Origin of the sequence: Streptomyces sp. CB01373, assembly GCF_002803075.1 — a bacterium.
GTDB lineage: Bacteria > Actinomycetota > Actinomycetes > Streptomycetales > Streptomycetaceae > Streptomyces.
In genome coordinates, this window is sequence record NZ_NNBK01000010.1 from 83,386 (window position 1) to 100,306 (window position 16,921).

The 16,921-nt window shown below is 70.5% G+C and carries 15 protein-coding genes; 9 read left to right on the forward strand and 6 right to left on the reverse strand.

Annotated features, from left to right (window positions below; genetic code table 11):
- Positions 1-33: 33 nt before the first annotated feature.
- Positions 34-1,455, reverse strand: a complete 1,422-nt coding sequence (sufB, locus tag CG719_RS16935) for a Fe-S cluster assembly protein SufB (protein ID WP_100569483.1) — start codon at positions 1,453-1,455, stop codon at positions 34-36.
- A complete protein-coding gene (locus tag CG719_RS16940; RefSeq protein ID WP_100569484.1) occupies positions 1,452-2,213 on the reverse strand; it encodes a helix-turn-helix transcriptional regulator in 762 nt (253 codons plus the stop codon). The genes sufB and CG719_RS16940 overlap by 4 nt, the downstream gene beginning before the upstream one ends.
- A 161-nt stretch (positions 2,214-2,374) precedes the next feature.
- On the opposite strand from CG719_RS16940, the gene CG719_RS16945 reads away from it, so the two are divergent.
- The 4 genes from CG719_RS16945 to CG719_RS16960 all read left to right on the forward strand — a co-directional run bounded on the left by CG719_RS16945 (position 2,375) and on the right by CG719_RS16960 (position 6,063).
- The gene (locus tag CG719_RS16945; protein WP_100569485.1) at positions 2,375-3,187 is read left to right on the forward strand and encodes an aminoglycoside N(3)-acetyltransferase; all 813 of its coding nucleotides are present in this window, start codon (positions 2,375-2,377) and stop codon (positions 3,185-3,187) included.
- Positions 3,188-3,218: 31 nt separating this feature from the next.
- Positions 3,219-4,142, forward strand: coding sequence for an ABC transporter ATP-binding protein (locus CG719_RS16950; protein ID WP_100569486.1), 924 nt, complete (start codon positions 3,219-3,221; stop codon positions 4,140-4,142).
- An 88-nt stretch (positions 4,143-4,230) separates the two neighbouring features.
- Entirely contained in the window at positions 4,231-5,010 is a 780-nt protein-coding gene (locus CG719_RS16955) for an ABC transporter permease (protein ID WP_100569487.1), read from the forward strand.
- Between the two features lie 45 nt (positions 5,011-5,055).
- The gene (locus tag CG719_RS16960) at positions 5,056-6,063 is read left to right on the forward strand and encodes a COX15/CtaA family protein (protein WP_100569488.1); all 1,008 of its coding nucleotides are present in this window, start codon (positions 5,056-5,058) and stop codon (positions 6,061-6,063) included.
- A gap of 180 nt (positions 6,064-6,243) precedes the next feature.
- Here the strand turns inward: CG719_RS16960 and CG719_RS16965 are convergent, their stop codons facing one another.
- Together CG719_RS16965 and CG719_RS16970 are read right to left on the reverse strand one after the other, a co-directional pair.
- Complete coding sequence (locus tag CG719_RS16965) at positions 6,244-6,576, reverse strand: hypothetical protein (protein ID WP_199836671.1); 333 nt, start codon at positions 6,574-6,576, stop codon at positions 6,244-6,246.
- 94 nt (positions 6,577-6,670) lie between these two features.
- Positions 6,671-7,657 (reverse strand): heme o synthase, encoded by a 987-nt coding sequence (locus tag CG719_RS16970; RefSeq protein WP_100569489.1) that lies wholly within the window; start codon positions 7,655-7,657, stop codon positions 6,671-6,673.
- 375 nt (positions 7,658-8,032) lie between these two features.
- Between CG719_RS16970 and tkt the strand changes: the two genes are divergently transcribed.
- Genes tkt through pgl form a run of 5 tightly spaced genes read left to right on the forward strand, consistent with a single transcriptional unit; the run spans position 8,033 to position 14,612 of the window.
- Positions 8,033-10,135, forward strand: coding sequence for a transketolase (gene tkt, locus CG719_RS16975; protein ID WP_100569490.1), 2,103 nt, complete (start codon positions 8,033-8,035; stop codon positions 10,133-10,135).
- A 34-nt stretch (positions 10,136-10,169) separates the two neighbouring features.
- Entirely contained in the window at positions 10,170-11,288 is a 1,119-nt protein-coding gene (tal, locus tag CG719_RS16980; protein ID WP_100569491.1) for a transaldolase, read from the forward strand.
- Positions 11,289-11,293: 5 nt separating this feature from the next.
- Entirely contained in the window at positions 11,294-12,832 is a 1,539-nt protein-coding gene (zwf, locus tag CG719_RS16985) for a glucose-6-phosphate dehydrogenase (protein ID WP_100569492.1), read from the forward strand.
- Positions 12,829-13,833 carry a glucose-6-phosphate dehydrogenase assembly protein OpcA gene (gene opcA / locus CG719_RS16990; protein WP_100569493.1) on the forward strand — a complete coding sequence of 335 codons (1,005 nt, stop codon included), beginning with the start codon at positions 12,829-12,831 and terminating at the stop codon, positions 13,831-13,833. The genes zwf and opcA overlap by 4 nt, the downstream gene beginning before the upstream one ends.
- Positions 13,834-13,871: 38 nt before the next feature.
- Positions 13,872-14,612: a 6-phosphogluconolactonase gene (gene pgl / locus CG719_RS16995; RefSeq protein WP_234375630.1), complete on the forward strand. Its 741-nt coding sequence runs from the start codon at positions 13,872-13,874 to the stop codon at positions 14,610-14,612.
- A 102-nt stretch (positions 14,613-14,714) separates the two neighbouring features.
- On the opposite strand, the gene CG719_RS17000 is transcribed toward pgl, so the two are convergent.
- Together CG719_RS17000 and CG719_RS17005 are read right to left on the reverse strand one after the other, a co-directional pair.
- A complete protein-coding gene (locus CG719_RS17000; RefSeq protein ID WP_100569495.1) occupies positions 14,715-15,554 on the reverse strand; it encodes a carbohydrate ABC transporter permease in 840 nt (279 codons plus the stop codon).
- Entirely contained in the window at positions 15,554-16,921 is a 1,368-nt protein-coding gene (locus CG719_RS17005; protein ID WP_100569496.1) for an ABC transporter permease, read from the reverse strand. Before CG719_RS17005 ends, CG719_RS17000 begins: the two co-directional genes overlap by 1 nt.

The window sequence follows — 16,921 nt, forward strand, 5'->3', positions numbered from 1 at the left end:
GGGCCGGCGATTCACGCCGGCCCGGGTCGGTGCTTAACCGACCGCGCCCTCCATCTGCAGCTCGATCAGCCGGTTGAGCTCCAGCGCGTACTCCATGGGCAGCTCCTTGGCGATCGGCTCGACGAAGCCGCGCACGATCATCGCCATCGCCTCGAACTCGCTCAGACCACGGCTCATCAGGTAGAAGAGCTGGTCCTCGGAGACCTTGGAGACGGTCGCCTCGTGGCCCATGGACACGTCGTCCTCGCGGACGTCCACGTAGGGGTACGTGTCGGAGCGGGAGATGGTGTCCACGAGCAGCGCGTCGCAGAGCACGTTGGACTTGGAGCCCGCGGCGCCCTCGCCGATCTCGACCAGGCCGCGGTACGAGGTACGGCCGCCGCCGCGCGCCACCGACTTGGAGACGATGTTGGACGAGGTGTTCGGCGCCATGTGGACCATCTTGGAACCGGCGTCCTGGTGCTGGCCCTCGCCCGCGAAGGCGATCGACAGGGTCTCGCCCTTGGCGTGCTCGCCCATCAGGTAGACGGCCGGGTACTTCATCGTCACCTTGGAGCCGATGTTGCCGTCGATCCACTCCATGGTCGCGCCCTCGTAGGCCACGGCGCGCTTGGTGACCAGGTTGTAGACGTTGTTCGACCAGTTCTGGATGGTCGTGTAGCGGCAGCGGGCGTTCTTCTTGACGATGATCTCGACGACCGCGCTGTGCAGGGAGTCGCTCTGGTAGATCGGCGCGGTGCAGCCCTCGACGTAGTGCACGTAGGCGCCCTCGTCGACGATGATCAGGGTCCGCTCGAACTGGCCCATGTTCTCCGTGTTGATACGGAAGTAGGCCTGGAGCGGGATCTCCACCTGGACGCCCGGCGGGACGTAGATGAAGGAGCCGCCGGACCACACGGCGCTGTTCAGCGAGGCGAACTTGTTGTCGCCGACGGGGATGACGGTGCCGAAGTACTCCTTGAAGAGCTCCGGGTGCTCCTTCAGGGCGGTGTCCGTGTCGAGGAAGATGACGCCCTGCTCCTCCAGGTCCTCACGGATCTGGTGGTAGACGACCTCCGACTCGTACTGCGCGGCGACACCGGCGACGAGGCGCTGCTTCTCCGCCTCGGGGATGCCGAGCTTGTCGTACGTGTTCTTGATGTCCTCGGGCAGGTCCTCCCAGGACTGCGCCTGCTTCTCCGTGGAGCGCACGAAGTACTTGATGTTGTCGAAGTCGATCCCCGACAGGTCCGAGCCCCAGTTCGGCATGGGCTTCTTCTCGAAGAGCCGCAGGCCCTTCAAGCGCAGCTTGGTCATCCACTCCGGCTCGGACTTCTTCGCCGAGATGTCGCGGACGACCTCCTCGTTCAGACCGCGCCTGGCAGAGGCGCCGGCCGTGTCGGAGTCGGCCCAGCCGTATTCGTACGTGCCCAGGCCCTCGAGTTCGGGGTGGGCAGTCTCCGTGGGGAGAGTCATGCGGGGTTCCTCCCGGCCGTGCTTGCGGATGCGTTCTGGCTTTGGTGATCGGTCTGGGAAATCTTGGGGATGAACGTCGTACAGACGCCGTCGCCGTGCGCGATGGTCGCCAGTCGCTGGACGTGAGTACCCAGCAGCTCGGCGAAGATCTCCGTCTCCGCCTCGCACAGCTGCGGGAACTGCTCCGCGACATGCGCGACCGGGCAGTGGTGCTGGCAGAGCTGCTCACCCCGCTGCGGGAGGGGCGCGCTGCGCGCCGTAGCAGCGTACCCGTCCACACTCAAGGCCTTGGCCAGCGCTTCGGTGCGCTGGTCGGGCGTGACGGCCTCGACCGCCTTGCGGTACGCGCCCGCCTGCGCGGCGATCCGGGCCCGGGCGAAGGCGGCGACCGCCTCCGGTCCGCCCTCCCGCTCGGCGATCCAGCGGAGCGCGTCCGCGGCGAGCTTGTCGTACGACTGGTCGAAGGCGTCCCGGCCGCAGTCGGTGAGCGCGAAGACCTTGGCGGGCCGGCCGCGCGTCCGCGCTCCGTACACCCGCTGCTCCCGCGCCGCGACCACGTCGTCGGCGGCCAGGGCGTCCAGGTGGCGCCGTACGGCGGCCTGGGTGAGTCCCAGCCGGCCGGCCAGCTCGGCGACGGTCGACGGGCCGTGGTCCAGGATGGACCGCGCGACCCGGTTGCGCGTGGAACGCTCCCCGGTTGCGAACTCCTCCTGCGGGGCCCCCGTGGGGGTCTCCCGAGCCTCGCCGACGTTTTTCACAACGCCATTGTTGCGTAATTCCTCACGGACTGACAAGCGGCCTTGATCCGGATGGGCGGTGCCCTGCGTCACTTAGGCAAACCTAATCCGACCTGCGGAAACGATCTCCGGTCGATCAAACGGGTGGCACCCTCCGGGGCGATGCGCCAGACTCCCCGACCATGCCCACACCGCCTCCGACCGGCCCGCTCGTCACCCGGGACACGATCGCCGGGGGACTGCGCGACCTCGGCGTGCGCCCCGGCGAGACCCTCCTCGCGCACTCCTCCCTCAGCTCGCTCGGCTGGGTCTGCGGCGGTCCGGTCGCGGTCGTCCAGGGGCTGCTCGACGCGCTCGGTCCCGAGGGCACGCTCGTGGTCCCCACCCAGTCCGGCGACCTCTCCGACCCGGCGCACTGGAGCAGACCGCCGGTACCCGAGGAGTGGTGGGACACCATCCGGGCCACGATGCCCGCCTACGACCCGCGGATCACCCCCACCCTCGGGGTCGGAGTGATCCCGGAGACCGTGCGCACCTGGCCGGGCGCCCTGCGCAGCGCGCACCCGCACACCTCGTTCGCGGCGATCGGGCCCCGCGCCACCGAGATCGTCGACGGGCACGCCACCGACTGCCGGCTGGGCGAGCGCAGCCCGCTCGCCCGGCTGGAGGCGCTCGGCGCCCGGGTGCTGATGCTGGGCGCCGGATACGACTCCTGCACCTGCTTCCACCTGGCCGAGTACCGGATCCCCGCGCCGCTCGTCCAGGTGGGCCGACCGGGGCCGCACGGCTGGGAGGTCGTCACCGACGTGTCCATCACCTCCGAGCGGTTCGACGAGCTCGGGCACGACTTCGAGCGCGACCGGCCGGTGGTCCGCGGCTCGGTGGGCGCCGCACGGTCGCGGCTGTTCCCGCTGGCGGACGCGGTGGCGTACGCGCAGCGGTGGCTCGCGGTGCACCGGCCCCGGGAGGATGACTTCCCTCACCCGGCCGCCTGAGCCGTCCGGCGCGTCCCTAGACTTTGGCCTCATGCGAAGTGAGCCCGTGGTCCAGGTCCAGGCCTTGGTGAAGCGGTACGGCACGAAGACCGCGGTGGACGGCCTCGACCTGGTGGCCTGGGCGGGCGTGACCGCCGTGCTCGGCCCCAACGGCGCGGGCAAGACGACGACGATCGAGACCTGCGAGGGGTACCGGCGGCCGGATTCCGGCACGGTGCGCGTCCTGGGCCTCGACCCCGTGAGACAGTCCGCGCGGCTCAGGCCCCGTATCGGCGTGATGCTCCAGTCCGGTGGCGTGTACTCCGGCGCGCGGGCCGACGAGATGCTGCGGCACGTCGCCAGACTGCACGCCCACCCGCTGGACGTGGACACCCTCATCGAACGGCTCGGGCTCGGCAGCTGCGGGCGCACCTCCTACCGCCGGCTCTCCGGCGGCCAGCAGCAGCGGCTCGCGCTCGCCATGGCCGTCGTCGGGCGGCCCGAACTGGTCTTCCTCGACGAGCCGACCGCCGGACTCGACCCGCAGGCCCGCCGGGCCACCTGGGACCTGGTGCGCGACCTGCGCGCCGACGGCGTCTCGGTGATCCTCACCACGCACTACATGGAGGAGGCCGAGCAGCTCGCCGACGACGTCGCGATCATCGACGCCGGCCGGGTCGTCGTCCACGGCTCCCCGGAGGAGCTGTGCCGCGGCGGCGCCGAGAACACCCTGCGCTTCACCGGCCGCCCGGGACTCGACGTCGCCTCCCTGCTCAAGGCACTGCCCGCCGACTCCTCGGCCGCCGAGCTGACCTCGGGCTCCTACCGTGTCGTAGGCAAGATCGACCCGCAGCTGCTCGCGACCGTGACGTCCTGGTGCGCCCAGCACGGCGTGATGCCGGACCGCATCTCCGTCGAGCGGCACACCCTGGAGGACGTCTTCCTGGAGCTGACGGGCAAGGAGCTGCGCTCATGATTCCGGTCCACCTGAAGCACGGCCGGGGGTCCGGGGGTTGCCCCCCGGGAAAACACAGCCTGGAGCTGACCGGCAAGGAGCTGCGCTCATGACCACCGCCACCGCCACCGGTACGTACGCCCCGAAGCCGGGCGCGGCCCCGCTGACCCGCATGATCGCGGCGCAGGCGGCGCTGGAGACGCGGATGCTGCTGCGCAACGGGGAGCAGCTGCTGCTGACCGTCGTCATCCCGACGCTGCTGCTGGTGCTGTTCAGCTCCGTGGACATCGTCGACACCGGCTCCGGCAGGGCCGTGGACTTCCTCACCCCCGGGGTCCTCGCGCTGGCCGTGATGTCGACCGCGTTCACCGGGCAGGCCATCGCGACCGGCTTCGAGCGGCGCTACGGCGTGCTGAAGCGGCTGGCCGCCTCGCCGCTGCCGCGCTGGGGGCTGATGACCGCCAAGACGGTGTCGGTGCTGGTCACCGAGGTGCTTCAGGTCGTGCTGCTCACCGTGATCGCCTTCGCGCTCGGCTGGTCGCCGCACGGCAACCCGTTCGCCGTGCTGCTGCTGATGGTCCTCGGCACGGCCGCCTTCTCCGGGCTTGGCCTGCTGATGGCGGGGACCCTGAAGGCGGAGGCCACCCTGGCCGCCGCCAACCTGGTCTTCCTGCTGCTGCTGGTCGGCGGTGGGGTGGTCGTGCCGCTGGACAAGTTCCCGCCCGTCGCCCAGGACGTGCTCGGCCTGCTGCCCATCTCGGCGCTCTCCGGCGGGCTGCGGGACGTGCTCCAGCACGGCGCCGGGATGCCCTGGGGCGACCTCGCGATCCTCGTCGTCTGGGCGGTGGCGGGTCTCGCGGCCGCCGGGAAGTTCTTCCGTTGGGAGTAGGGCGCCATGGACCCTCGTGAAACGATGCACAAGCGGGCGCCTACGATGGAACGCGTGCCGAACCTGACCCGCGCCGACGCCGTGAGCGCCGCGCGCAACCCGCTCGCCCTCATCGCCGAACGCTGGACCCCGCATCCGAGGACCGTCCAGCGGGCGGCCCTGTCCGCGCTGGTGATGGCGGTGGTCATCGTCGTCACCGGCGGCGCCGTCCGCCTGACCGGCTCGGGCCTCGGCTGCCCGACCTGGCCCACCTGCACGGACGATTCGCTGACCACCACCCGCGAGATGGGTGTGCACGGTGTGATCGAGTTCGGCAACCGGATGCTGACGTACGTGCTGTGTGCCGCCGTGGGCTGGGCGATCGTCGCCGCGCGCGCCCAGAAGCCGTGGCGGCGCAGCCTCACCCGGCTGGGCTGGGCGCAGTTCTGGGTGGTCATGGGCAACGCGGTGCTCGGCGGCATCGTCGTCCTGGTGGGCCTGAACCCGTACACCGTCGCGGCGCACTTCCTGCTCTCCTCGGCGCTGATCGCGGTCGCCACGGTGATGTGGCAGCGCACCCGCGAGGGCGACGCCGAGCCGCGTCCGCTGGTCGGCAAGCCGATCCGGCAGCTGGTCGGGTTCCTGGTCCTCGCGAGCGTACTGCTGATCGCGGTGGGCACGGTGGTCACCGGTGCCGGGCCGCACGCGGGCGACTCCCAGGAGGTCTCCCGCATTCCGATCGACTGGCAGACCGTCGCCAAGCTGCACGCCGTGCTGGCGTGGATCGTGATCACGCTGACGTTCGCCCTGTGGTTCATCCTCAAGGCCGTCGACGCGCCGCGGGGCCCGCTGGCGCGGACCCGTGAGTTGTTCCTGATCCTGCTGGGCCAGGGCGTCATCGGCTATGTCCAGTCCTTCACGCATCTGCCCGAGGCCCTCGTCGGCCTGCACATGCTGGGCTCGTGCGTCATGTGGATCTGGGTGCTGCGCGTGCTGCTGTCGCTGCGTGAGCGGCCGGAGACCGTGGCCGATCTGCCGGGTCCCGCCACCGAGGCGACGCTGGCGAAGGCCTGAGACCGAACGGGCCCGGCGGGGGCATCCGGGGCGAACCCCGGATTCCCCCGCCGGGCCCGTTCGCATCGCCCCTCACCCCCATGTCGACGAGGTGAGCGGTGACGCCGCCGCCGTACAGCGAGCGGCTTCCAGGGGCGAACCGGCCGTCAGGTGACCGCCGGCCCCGGCGTCCGGTTCCGGTCAGCGGTTGGACGGGCCGCCCACCTGGAGGCCCGCCATGCGGCTCCACTCGTACGGGCCCGTCCGCACCTTGGCCGCGAACGCGCCGTCGAACGCCTCGTGGACGGTGATCCCGGACTTCTCCACCGCCTGCTCGGCGATGGCGTATGTGGGGGCCACGAGGTCGCCCCAGGTGCCGTCCTCGCCGACCAGGACGATCCTGGCGCCGCGCTCCCCGAGGTACGCGACCTGCCCCTCGGCACCTCCGTGGGCCTTGGAGAAGGAGCCGATCCGCCGGGCGAGACGTGCGGCCCTGCGCTCGGCCTTGGGGTCAACCTGCTGCGTGTCTGCCATGGCCAGGATGCTACCCACGGGTAGATCAAACGGCGACGGGCGGGGTGCGTGGCCTTGACCACGTACCCCGCCCGTGGGATGTCCCGGCGAGAGCTCAGCGCAGGAAGGGATCCACCGCCACCGCGACGAACAGCAGCGACACATAGGTGATGGACCAGTGGAACAGGCGCATCTCCTTCAGCTTCACGCCGGTCGCCTCGGCCTTGGCCCGGTTCTGCAGCGCGTGCGCCTCCCACAGCCACCAGCCGCCCCCGGCCAGCGCCACCGCCGTGTAGAACCAGCCGGTGTAGCCGAGCGGGGTCAGCAGCAGCGAGACCGCCACCATCACCCAGCTGTAGATCACGATCTGCCGGGCGACCACCTTGTTCGAGGCGATGACCGGAAGCATCGGCACGCCCACGCGCGCGTAGTCCTCCCTGACCTTCATTGACAGCGGCCAGTAGTGCGGCGGCGTCCAGAAGAACATGACGAGGAAGAGGATGACGGGCGCCCAGGACATCGAGTTGGTGACCGAGGACCAGCCGATCAGCACCGGCATGCAGCCGGCGATGCCGCCCCACACGATGTTCTGCGAGGTGCGGCGCTTGAGGATCATCGTGTAAACGACGACATAGAAGAGGAGCGCGCCGAGCGACAACCACGCGGACAGCCAGTTGACGGCGAGGCCGAACAGCAGCGTGGAGACGACCGCCAGCGTGATGCCGAAGGCCAGGCACTCGCGCGGGCTGACCATGCCGGTGACCAGCGGGCGCTGGGAGGTCCGGTCCATGAGCGCGTCGATGTCGCGGTCGATGTACATGTTCAACGCGTTGGCGCCGCCCGCCGACAGGTAGCCGCCGACGCAGGTGACCAGGACCAGCCCCAGGTCGGGCACGCCCCGCTGGGCCAGGAACATCACCGGAACGGTGGTGATCAGCAGCAGCTCGATGATCCGCGGCTTGGTCAGCGCCACGAACGCCTTGACACGGGCCCCGAACGGCCGGTGGCTCGGGCTCTGGCTCGCACCGAGCTCCCCCACAGCCTTGAAGGCGTGGGAGGTGCCCCCACCCGCTGGACGGGATTCGACGGCCGTCACGCACACCCCTGACAGAGACTCCCAGCGAGCCGCCCGTGTGAACCGACGGTAAGGACTCGCGCGTACCACGCCACTGTAGACGTTGCCCAGACCCGGACATTCGCGGGGGTCGGATCGTGTTGGCGGGGCCCTCCGGAAGGGCGTGATCCGGCTCGATTGAGCGATCGAATGAGCAGCTCCGTATTCATGTGCGGAATGCGATTCCGACCAGCGGGGAGGCGGATCCCGGAGAGTCCCGGCACTCTGGAACGACGCGGAAAAACGCACGTTCTGACGGGATAGGCTCGACAACGTCCGGCCGACGCCGAGAAGGCCGGCAAACCGGTGCGCGGTCCCCCCGTACGCCGGCATCCGACATGTGGAGAGGAGCCCTGACTCAGGGTGAGCAACAAGCCGACCACCACAGACCTCGACTGGACCGAGTTGGACCAGCGTGCCGTGGACACCGCGCGCGTCCTGGCCGCCGATGCCGTACAGAAGGTCGGCAACGGCCATCCCGGCACGGCGATGAGCCTGGCTCCCGTCGCCTACACCCTCTTCCAGAAGGTGATGCGCCACGACCCGGCCGATCCGCAGTGGGTGGGCCGCGACCGTTTCGTACTGTCCGCCGGCCACTCCTCCCTGACCCTCTACACCCAGCTGTACCTCGCCGGTTTCGGCCTGGAGCTGGACGACCTGAAGTCCTTCCGCACCTGGGGCTCGAAGACGCCGGGCCACCCGGAGTACGGGCACACGGCGGGCGTGGAGACCACGACCGGCCCGCTCGGCCAGGGTGTCGCCAACGCGGTGGGCATGGCGATGGCCGCCCGCTACGAGCGCGGTCTGTTCGACCCGGAGGCCCCCGCCGGCGAGTCCCCGTTCGACCACTTCATCTTCTGCGTCGCCGGTGACGGCTGCCTCCAGGAGGGCATCTCCGCCGAGGCGTCCTCGCTGGCCGGCCACCAGAAGCTCGGCAACCTGATCCTGCTGTGGGACGACAACCACATCTCGATCGAGGGCGACACCGAGACGGCCGTCTCCGAGGACACCGTCAAGCGGTACGAGGCCTACGGCTGGCACGTGCAGCGCGTGGAGGCCAAGGAGGACGGCGACCTCGACCCGCAGGCGATCCACGCGGCCGTCGAGGCGGCCAAGGCCGTCACCGACCGGCCGTCCTTCATCGCGATGCGCTCGATCATCGCCTGGCCGGCCCCGCACGCGCAGAACACCGAGGCCGCGCACGGCTCGGCGCTGGGCGAGGAGGAGGTCGCGGCCACCAAGCGCGTCCTCGGCTTCGACCCCGAGCAGCACTTCGAGGTCTCCGACGAGGTGCTGAACCACACCCGCGGCGCCGTCGAGCGGGGCCGCCGGGCCAGGGCCGAGTGGGAGAAGTCGCTCCAGGTCTGGCGCGAGGCGAACGCCGAGCGGGCCGCGGAGTTCGACCGGATCGCCGCGGGCGAACTGCCGGCCGGCTGGGACGAGAAGATCCCGGTGTTCGAGGCGGGCAAGGGCCTGGCCACGCGCGCCGCGTCCGGCAAGGTGCTCCAGGCGCTCGGCGACGTGGTCCCGGAGCTGTGGGGCGGATCGGCGGACCTCGCCGGCTCGAACAACACCACCATCGACAAGACCTCGTCGTTCCTGCCCGAGGGCAACCCGCTGCCGGAGGCGAACCCGTACGGGCGCACCATCCACTTCGGCATCCGTGAGCACGCGATGGCCGCGGCGATGAACGGCATCACGCTGCACGGCAACACCCGCGTCTACGGCGGCACCTTCCTGGTCTTCTCCGACTACATGCGCAACGCGGTGCGTCTGTCGTCCCTGATGCACCTGCCGGTGACGTACGTCTGGACGCACGACTCCGTCGGTCTGGGCGAGGACGGCCCCACCCACCAGCCGGTCGAGCACCTGGCCTCGCTGCGCGCCATCCCGGGCCTGAACATCGTGCGCCCGGCCGACGCCAACGAGACCGCGATCGCCTGGCGCGAGATCCTGCGCCGCTGGACCAAGGAGTTCGGCAAGGGCGCCCCGCACGGACTGGCGCTGACCCGCCAGGGCGTGCCGACGTACGAGCCCAACGACGACGCGGCGCGCGGCGGTTACGTCATGTTCGAGGCGGAGGGCCCCGACGGGCAGAACACCGAGGCGCAGGTCGTCCTGATCGCCACCGGTTCCGAGGTGCACGTGGCCGTGGAGGCCCGTGAGCGGCTCCAGGCCGAGGGCGTCCCCACCCGGGTGGTGTCCATGCCGTCCGTGGAGTGGTTCGAGGAACAGGACCAGGGGTACCGGGACAGCGTGCTGCCCCCGGCCGTGCGGGCACGTGTCGCGGTCGAGGCAGGTATTGGTCTGACCTGGCACAAGTACGTGGGAGACGCCGGCCGCATCGTTTCCCTCGAGCACTTCGGCGCTTCAGCCGACGCCAAGGTGCTGTTCCGCGAATTCGGCTTCACTGCCGAGAATGTGGCCGCCAAGGCCCGGGAATCCATCGCCGCCGCCCAGCGCTGACGCTCATATACGACCCGTAGGAGATGCATTTTCCATGACAGACGCACTGAAGCGCCTTTCCGACGAAGGCGTCGCGATCTGGCTGGACGACCTGTCGCGCAAGCGGATCACGTCCGGCAACCTCGCCGAGCTGATCGACCAGCAGCACGTCGTGGGCGTCACCACCAACCCGACGATCTTCCAGAAGGCCATCTCGCACGGGGACGGCTACGAGCAGCAGGTCTCGGACCTGGCCGCCCGCCGGGTCACGGTGGATGAGGCCATCCGCATGATCACGACGGCGGACGTCCGCGACGCCGCCGACATCCTGCGCCCGCTCTTCGACGCCACCGGCGGCAAGGACGGCCGGGTCTCCATCGAGGTGGACCCGCGTCTGGCGCACAACACCAGGGCGACGGTCGCCGAGGCCCGCCAGCTCGCCTGGCTGGTCGACCGGCCCAACACGCTCATCAAGATCCCGGCCACCCGGGCGGGCCTGCCGGCGATCGCCGAGACCATCGGCAACGGCATCAGCGTCAACGTCACCCTGATCTTCTCGCTGGAGCGCTACCGCGCGGTGATGGACGCGTACCTGAGCGGCCTGGAGAAGGCCCGGGGCCGCGGCCTGGACCTGTCGAAGATCCACTCGGTGGCGTCCTTCTTCGTGTCCCGCGTGGACACCGAGATCGACCGGCGGATCGACGAGCTCGGCACCGACGAGGCCAAGGCGCTGCGCGGCAAGGCGGGCGTGGCCAACGCGCGTCTGGCCTACGAGGCGTACGAGGAGGTCTTCTCCTCCGACCGCTGGAGCGCGCTGGAGCGGGAGGGCGCCAACAAGCAGCGTCCGCTGTGGGCGTCCACCGGGGTGAAGGACAAGGCGTACAAGGACACCATGTACGTCGAGGAGCTGGTGGCGCCGAACACGGTGAACACCATGCCCGAGGCCACCCTTGAGGCCACCGAGGACCACGGCGCGATCCGCGGCGACGCGATCACCGGCACCTACGAGCAGGCCCGCGCGGACATCGACGCGCTGGAGCGCATCGGGATCTCCTACGACGACGTCGTCCAGGTTCTGGAGGACGAGGGCGTCGAGAAGTTCGAGGGGTCCTGGAACGACCTGCTGAAGTCCACCGAGGCGGAGCTGGAGCGCCTCGCTCCCGCGGAGGGCTGAGAACCTTGGCTCCTCTTACCGTCACCGGAGCGAATCCGCTCCGTGACCCCGCCGACCGACGGCTCCCGCGCATCGCGGGGCCGTCGGGCCTGGTCATCTTCGGTGTCACAGGCGACCTGTCGCGCAAGAAGCTGATGCCCGCCGTGTACGACCTGGCCAACCGGGGTCTGCTGCCGCCGGGCTTCTCGCTCGTCGGCTTCGCCCGCCGCGACTGGGAGCACGAGGACTTCGCGGAGGTCGTGCACGACGCCGTCAAGGAGCACGCGCGCACGCCGTTCCGTGAGGAGGTCTGGCAGCAGCTCATCCAGGGGATGCGCTTCGTGCAGGGCACCTTCGACGACGACGACGCGTTCGAGCGGCTGCGCGGCACGATCGAGGAACTGGACAAGGCGCAGGGCACGGGAGGCAACTTCGCCTTCTACCTGTCGGTGCCGCCGAAGTCCTTCCCGGTGGTCATCCAGCAGCTCAAGAAGCACCAGCTCGCCGACCAGAGCCACGGCTCGTGGCGGCGCGCGGTCATCGAGAAGCCCTTCGGCCACGACCTGAAGTCGGCCGAGGAGCTGAACCGGATCGTGCACGAGGTGTTCGACCCGGAGCAGGTCTTCCGCATCGACCACTACCTGGGCAAGGAGACCGTCCAGAACATCCTGGCGCTGCGTTTCGCCAACACGATGTTCGAGCCGATCTGGAACCGGTCCTTCGTGGACCATGTGCAGATCACCATGGCCGAGGACATCGGCATCGGCGGCCGGGCCGGCTACTACGACGGCATCGGCGCCGCCCGTGACGTCATCCAGAACCACCTGCTGCAGCTCCTGGCGCTGACCGCCATGGAGGAGCCCGCCTCCTTCGACGCGGACGCGCTGGCCGCGGAGAAGACCAAGGTGCTCGGCGCGGTGAAGCTGCCCAAGGACCTGGGCAGGTCGACCGTGCGCGGGCAGTACGCGGCGGGCTGGCAGGGCGGCGAGAAGGTCATCGGCTACCTCGAGGAAGAGGGCATCGACAAGAAGTCGAAGACCGACACCTACGCGGCCGTCAAGCTGGCGATCGACAACCGCCGCTGGGCGGGCGTCCCCTTCTATCTGCGCACCGGAAAGCGCCTGGGCCGCCGCGTCACCGAGATCGCGGTCGTCTTCCAGCGGGCGCCGCACTCCCCCTTCGACACCTCGGCCACCGAGGAACTCGGGCAGAACGCCATCGTGATCCGCGTCCAGCCGGACGAGGGTGTCACGGTCCGCTTCGGCTCCAAGGTGCCCGGCACGTCGATGGAGATCCGGGACGTGTCGATGGACTTCGCCTACGGCGAGTCCTTCACGGAGTCCAGCCCGGAGGCGTACGAGCGGCTGATCCTGGACGTGCTGCTCGGCGACTCCAACCTCTTCCCGCGCACCGAGGAGGTCGAGCTGTCCTGGCGGATCCTCGACCCGATCGAGACGTACTGGGACAAGCACGGCAAGCCCGCGCAGTACCCGTCCGGGACATGGGGACCCGCCGAGGCGGACGACATGCTCGCACGAGACGGACGGAGCTGGCGCCGGCCATGAAGATAGACCTGACCGACACCACGGCCAGCAAGATCAACAAGGCGCTGGTGAAGGCCCGGCGGGCGATCGGCACCCCGGCCGTGGGCATGGTGCTCACGCTGGTCATCGTCACCGACGAGGAGAACGCCTACGACGCCCTGAAGGCCGCCGGCGACGCCTCGCGGGAGCATCCCTCGCGCCTGCTGGTCGTCATCAAGCGGCACGCCCGGACCCTGCGCGACCGCACGTCCTCGCGGCTGGACGCCGAGGTGCGGGTGGGCGCGGACGCCGGCACCGGCGAGACGGTGGTACTGCGCCTGCACGGCGAGGTGGCCGACCACGCCCAGTCGGTGGTGCTGCCGCTGCTGCTGCCCGACGCGCCGGTCGTCGTCTGGTGGCCGGTGAACGCGCCGCTCGACCCGGCCAAGGACCCGCTGGGCGCCCTGGCGCAGCGCCGGGTCACCGACACCTACTCCTCCGAGCAGCCGGTGCGGGAGCTCTCGGCGCGGGCCGAGGCGTACACGCCCGGCGACACGGACCTGTCCTGGACCCGGATCACGCCGTGGCGCTCGATGCTGGCCGCGGCCCTCGACCAGGTCACCTGCGAGGTCAGGGCCGTGGAGGTGGAGGGCGAGGAGTTCAACCCGAGCTGCGAGCTGCTGGCGATGTGGCTCGCGGACCGGCTGGACGTACCCGTCAGGCGCTCGCAGTCCGCGGGGCCCGGTCTGACCGCGGTCCGCATGGACACCAGCTGCGGCCCGATCGCCCTGGACCGGGCCGACGGCAGGCTGGCGACCCTGTCCATCCAGGGGCAGCCGGAGCGGGCGGTGGCGCTGAAGCGGCGGGAGACGGCCGAGCTGATCGCGGAGGAGCTGCGGCGGCTCGACCCGGACGACACGTACGCCTCCGCGCTGCGGTTCGGCGTGGACCGGCTGGACGGCACCCAGGCGTCCGACGGCTCCAGGGCTGCGGCGCCGGAGCCGATCGCGGTGCCCGTGCCCCAGGAGGAGGCCGCCAAGTGAGCACTCCGCAACTGGTCGTCCACCACGACAAGGAGCTGATGGCGCAGGCCGCCGCGGCCCGGCTGATCACGCGGATCGTGGACGCGCAGGCCTCGACGGGCTCGGCGTCCGTGGTCCTCACCGGCGGCCGCAACGGCAACGGCGTGCTGGCCGCGCTGGCGGCCGCGCCCGCCCGTGACGCGATCGACTGGGGCCGGCTCGACCTGTGGTGGGGCGACGAGCGGTTCCTGCCGGAGGGCGACCCGGAGCGCAATGTCACGCAGGCCCGCGAGGCCCTGCTGGACTCCGTGCCGCTGGACCCCAAGCGCGTGCACGCCATGCCCGCGTCGGACGGTCCCCATGGCGCGGACGCCGAGGCGGCGGCGGAGGCCTACGCCGAGGAGCTGGCCCGCGCGGCCGGCCCCGAGAACCACGGCGCGGTCCCGGCGTTCGACGTCCTGATGCTGGGCGTCGGCCCGGACACCCATGTCGCGTCCCTCTTCCCGGAGCACCCGGGGGTGCGCGAGACGGAGCGTACGGTGATCGGGGTGCACGGCTCCCCCAAGCCGCCGCCCACCCGCGTCTCCCTCACCCTGCCCGCCATCCGCTCGGCCCGTGAGGTCTGGCTGCTGGCGGCAGGCGAGGACAAGGCCAACGCGGTGGCGATGGCCCTGTCGGGCGCGGGCGAGATCCAGGCCCCGGCAGCCGGCGCCCGGGGCCGCGCCCGCACCCTGTGGCTCCTGGACACGGCGGCGGCCTCGCAACTACCGCGGTCGCTGTATCCGCCGGCTTCGGCGTGAACGGCAAGGTGCGGCGGCGGTGAGAACACCGCCGCCGCACCTTGTTCCCGGCCCGTCCGGCACGCGGGGAGGAGGCCGTTCAGGCCGGACCGGAGGTCGGCGTCACTTCACCGACCCGGCCATCACCCCCTGCACGAAGTGCCGCTGGAAGGCGAAGAACACGACCACCGGCACGATCAGCGACAGGAACGCCCCCGGCGCCAGCACATCGATGTTGCTGCCGAACTGCCGGATCTGCGACTGGAGTTCCACCGTCAGCGGCTGCGACGAGGTGTCGGCGAACAGCAACGCCACCAGCATGTCGTTCCACACCCACAGGAACTGGAAGATGGCGAGGCTCGCGATCGCGGGCCGCCCCACCGGCAGCACCAGCCGGGTGAAGATCCGCCACTCGTTGCCCCCGTCCATGCGGGCCGCCTCCAGCATCTCCTTCGGCATCTCGGCGAAGTAGTTCCGCAACAGGAACACCGCGAACGGCAGTCCGTAGGCCACGTGGAAGAGGACCACGCCGGGGATCGTGCCGAACAGGCCAAGCTGGCCGAAGAGTTTGGCGACGGGCAGCAGACCGATCTGCACGGGCACCACCAGCATGGCCACCACCAGCAGGAACAGCGGCTCACGGGCCGGGAAGTCCATCCAGGCGAACGCGTATCCGGCCAGCGCCGCGACGACCACGACCAGGAACGTCGTGGGCACCGAGATCAGCACCGTGTTCCAGAAGGCCCTGGTGATGCCGGAGTTCTTCAGCAGTGCCGAGTAGTTGTCGAAGGACAGTTGCTGCGGGCTTGCCAGCGCCGTCCACCAGCCGCCCTTCGCGGTGTCCTGGGCCGAACGCAGCGACGACACGAACAGGCCCGCGAGCGGGGTCATCCAGACCAGGCCGATCACCACGAGGACGGCCTGGACCAGCGCGCTGCTCAGGCCTCGCCTGACCGCGTTCATCACTGACTCCTTCGGAAGCGGCGGACGTTGAACACCATCGCCGGGATCACCAGGAGCAGCAGGAGCACGCCGAGCGCACTGCCGAGGCCCTGGTTGTTGCCACCGCCGAAGGACACCAGCCACATCTGGGTCGCCAGCACGGTGGCGTCCTGCTGCACCGGGCCGGGCGCGATGATGTAGACGAGGTCGAAGACCTTCATCACGTTGATCACGAGGGTGACGAAGACGACGGTGAGGACGGGGGCGAGCAGCGGCACGGTGATCCGGCGGAAGATCTGCCACTCGTTGGCCCCGTCGATGCGCGCCGCCTCCAGCGCGTCACGCGGCAGCGCGGACAGTCCGGCGCCGATCAGCACCATCGCGAACCCGGTCCAGATCCACAGGTAGGCGCCGATGATCATCGGGGTGACGAGCGTCGGGCCGAGCCAGGAGACGCCCTGGTAGGGCTGGGCGAAGTTGGCCTGCTCCAGCTTCACCTCGTACGAGCCCGCCTTGAGGCCCGTGAAGCTGAAGGAGCCGTCGGAGCCCGTGGTGGTGCTCGCGACCGTATGGCCGTCGCGCACCGCCTCGACCTTCATGCCGGGCATACCGCTCTCGCCGGGGTCGATCTTGCCCTGGGTGCCGCCTCCGCCGGGTGCGAAGTCCAGGTAGACGACTCCGCGCAGTTCGTCCGCGGCGGTCTTCCCGTCCTCCACCGGGCGGGCGGGCGAGGCGCCGCCGGGCAGGTCCTTGGGCAGCACGCCGACCATGGGCAGGGTCACCGTGGAGCCCGGCGAGAGGCTCGTGCTCGTGAGGTAGGAGCCGTCCCGGCCCTCGGTCAGCCCGAACCCCTCGCGGGCGCGGGCGCTCGGGTAGGCCGGGGATTCCTTGAACGCGTCGTGCACGGAGACCACGGCGGCGTTCAGGACGCCCTTGTCCGGGTCCTCGTCGTAGGCGAGCCGGAAGATGATGCCGGCAGCCAGGAAGGAGACGGCCATCGGCATGAACAGCAGCAGCTTGAACGCCGTCGCCCAGCGGACCTTCTCCACCAGCACGGCGAGGATCAGTCCGAGCCCGGTCAGCAGCGCCGGGGCGACGACGACCCAGATCGTGGTGTTCCGGATGGCCTTCAGCGTCGCCGGGTCGTGGAATATCTCGGTGTAGTTGTCCCCGCCGACGAACCGGGTGCCTGAGGCGTCGAAGAAGCTCCGGCCGACGGAGAACAGCACCGGGTAGACGACGAGGGCGCCGAGCAGCAGCAGTGCGGGGAAGACGAACAGCAGCGCGACGACCCGGCCCCGCCGCCGCGCGCGCCGAACCTGCTCGGCGCGCGCGGCGGGCGACGGGGGGCCCGCGCCCTTCTCCTTCGGGAGCGTGGGGGCGGTCAT

Bases quoted from the DNA above. Each gene is read 5' to 3' on its own strand.
- sufB (WP_100569483.1), bottom strand. From the start codon at position 1,455: ATGACTCTCCCCACGGAGACTGCCCACCCCGAACTCGAGGGCCTGGGC.
- CG719_RS16945 (WP_100569485.1), top strand. From the start codon at position 2,375: ATGCCCACACCGCCTCCGACCGGCCCGCTCGTCACCCGGGACACGATC.
- CG719_RS16950 (WP_100569486.1), top strand. From the start codon at position 3,219: ATGCGAAGTGAGCCCGTGGTCCAGGTCCAGGCCTTGGTGAAGCGGTAC.
- CG719_RS16955 (WP_100569487.1), top strand. From the start codon at position 4,231: ATGACCACCGCCACCGCCACCGGTACGTACGCCCCGAAGCCGGGCGCG.
- CG719_RS16960 (WP_100569488.1), top strand. From the start codon at position 5,056: ATGGAACGCGTGCCGAACCTGACCCGCGCCGACGCCGTGAGCGCCGCG.
- CG719_RS16965 (WP_199836671.1), bottom strand. From the start codon at position 6,576: ATGGCAGACACGCAGCAGGTTGACCCCAAGGCCGAGCGCAGGGCCGCA.
- tal (WP_100569491.1), top strand. From the start codon at position 10,170: ATGACAGACGCACTGAAGCGCCTTTCCGACGAAGGCGTCGCGATCTGG.
- opcA (WP_100569493.1), top strand. From the start codon at position 12,829: ATGAAGATAGACCTGACCGACACCACGGCCAGCAAGATCAACAAGGCG.
- pgl (WP_234375630.1), top strand. From the start codon at position 13,872: ATGGCGCAGGCCGCCGCGGCCCGGCTGATCACGCGGATCGTGGACGCG.
- CG719_RS17000 (WP_100569495.1), bottom strand. From the start codon at position 15,554: ATGAACGCGGTCAGGCGAGGCCTGAGCAGCGCGCTGGTCCAGGCCGTC.
- CG719_RS17005 (WP_100569496.1), bottom strand. From the start codon at position 16,921: ATGACCGCCCCCACGCTCCCGAAGGAGAAGGGCGCGGGCCCCCCGTCG.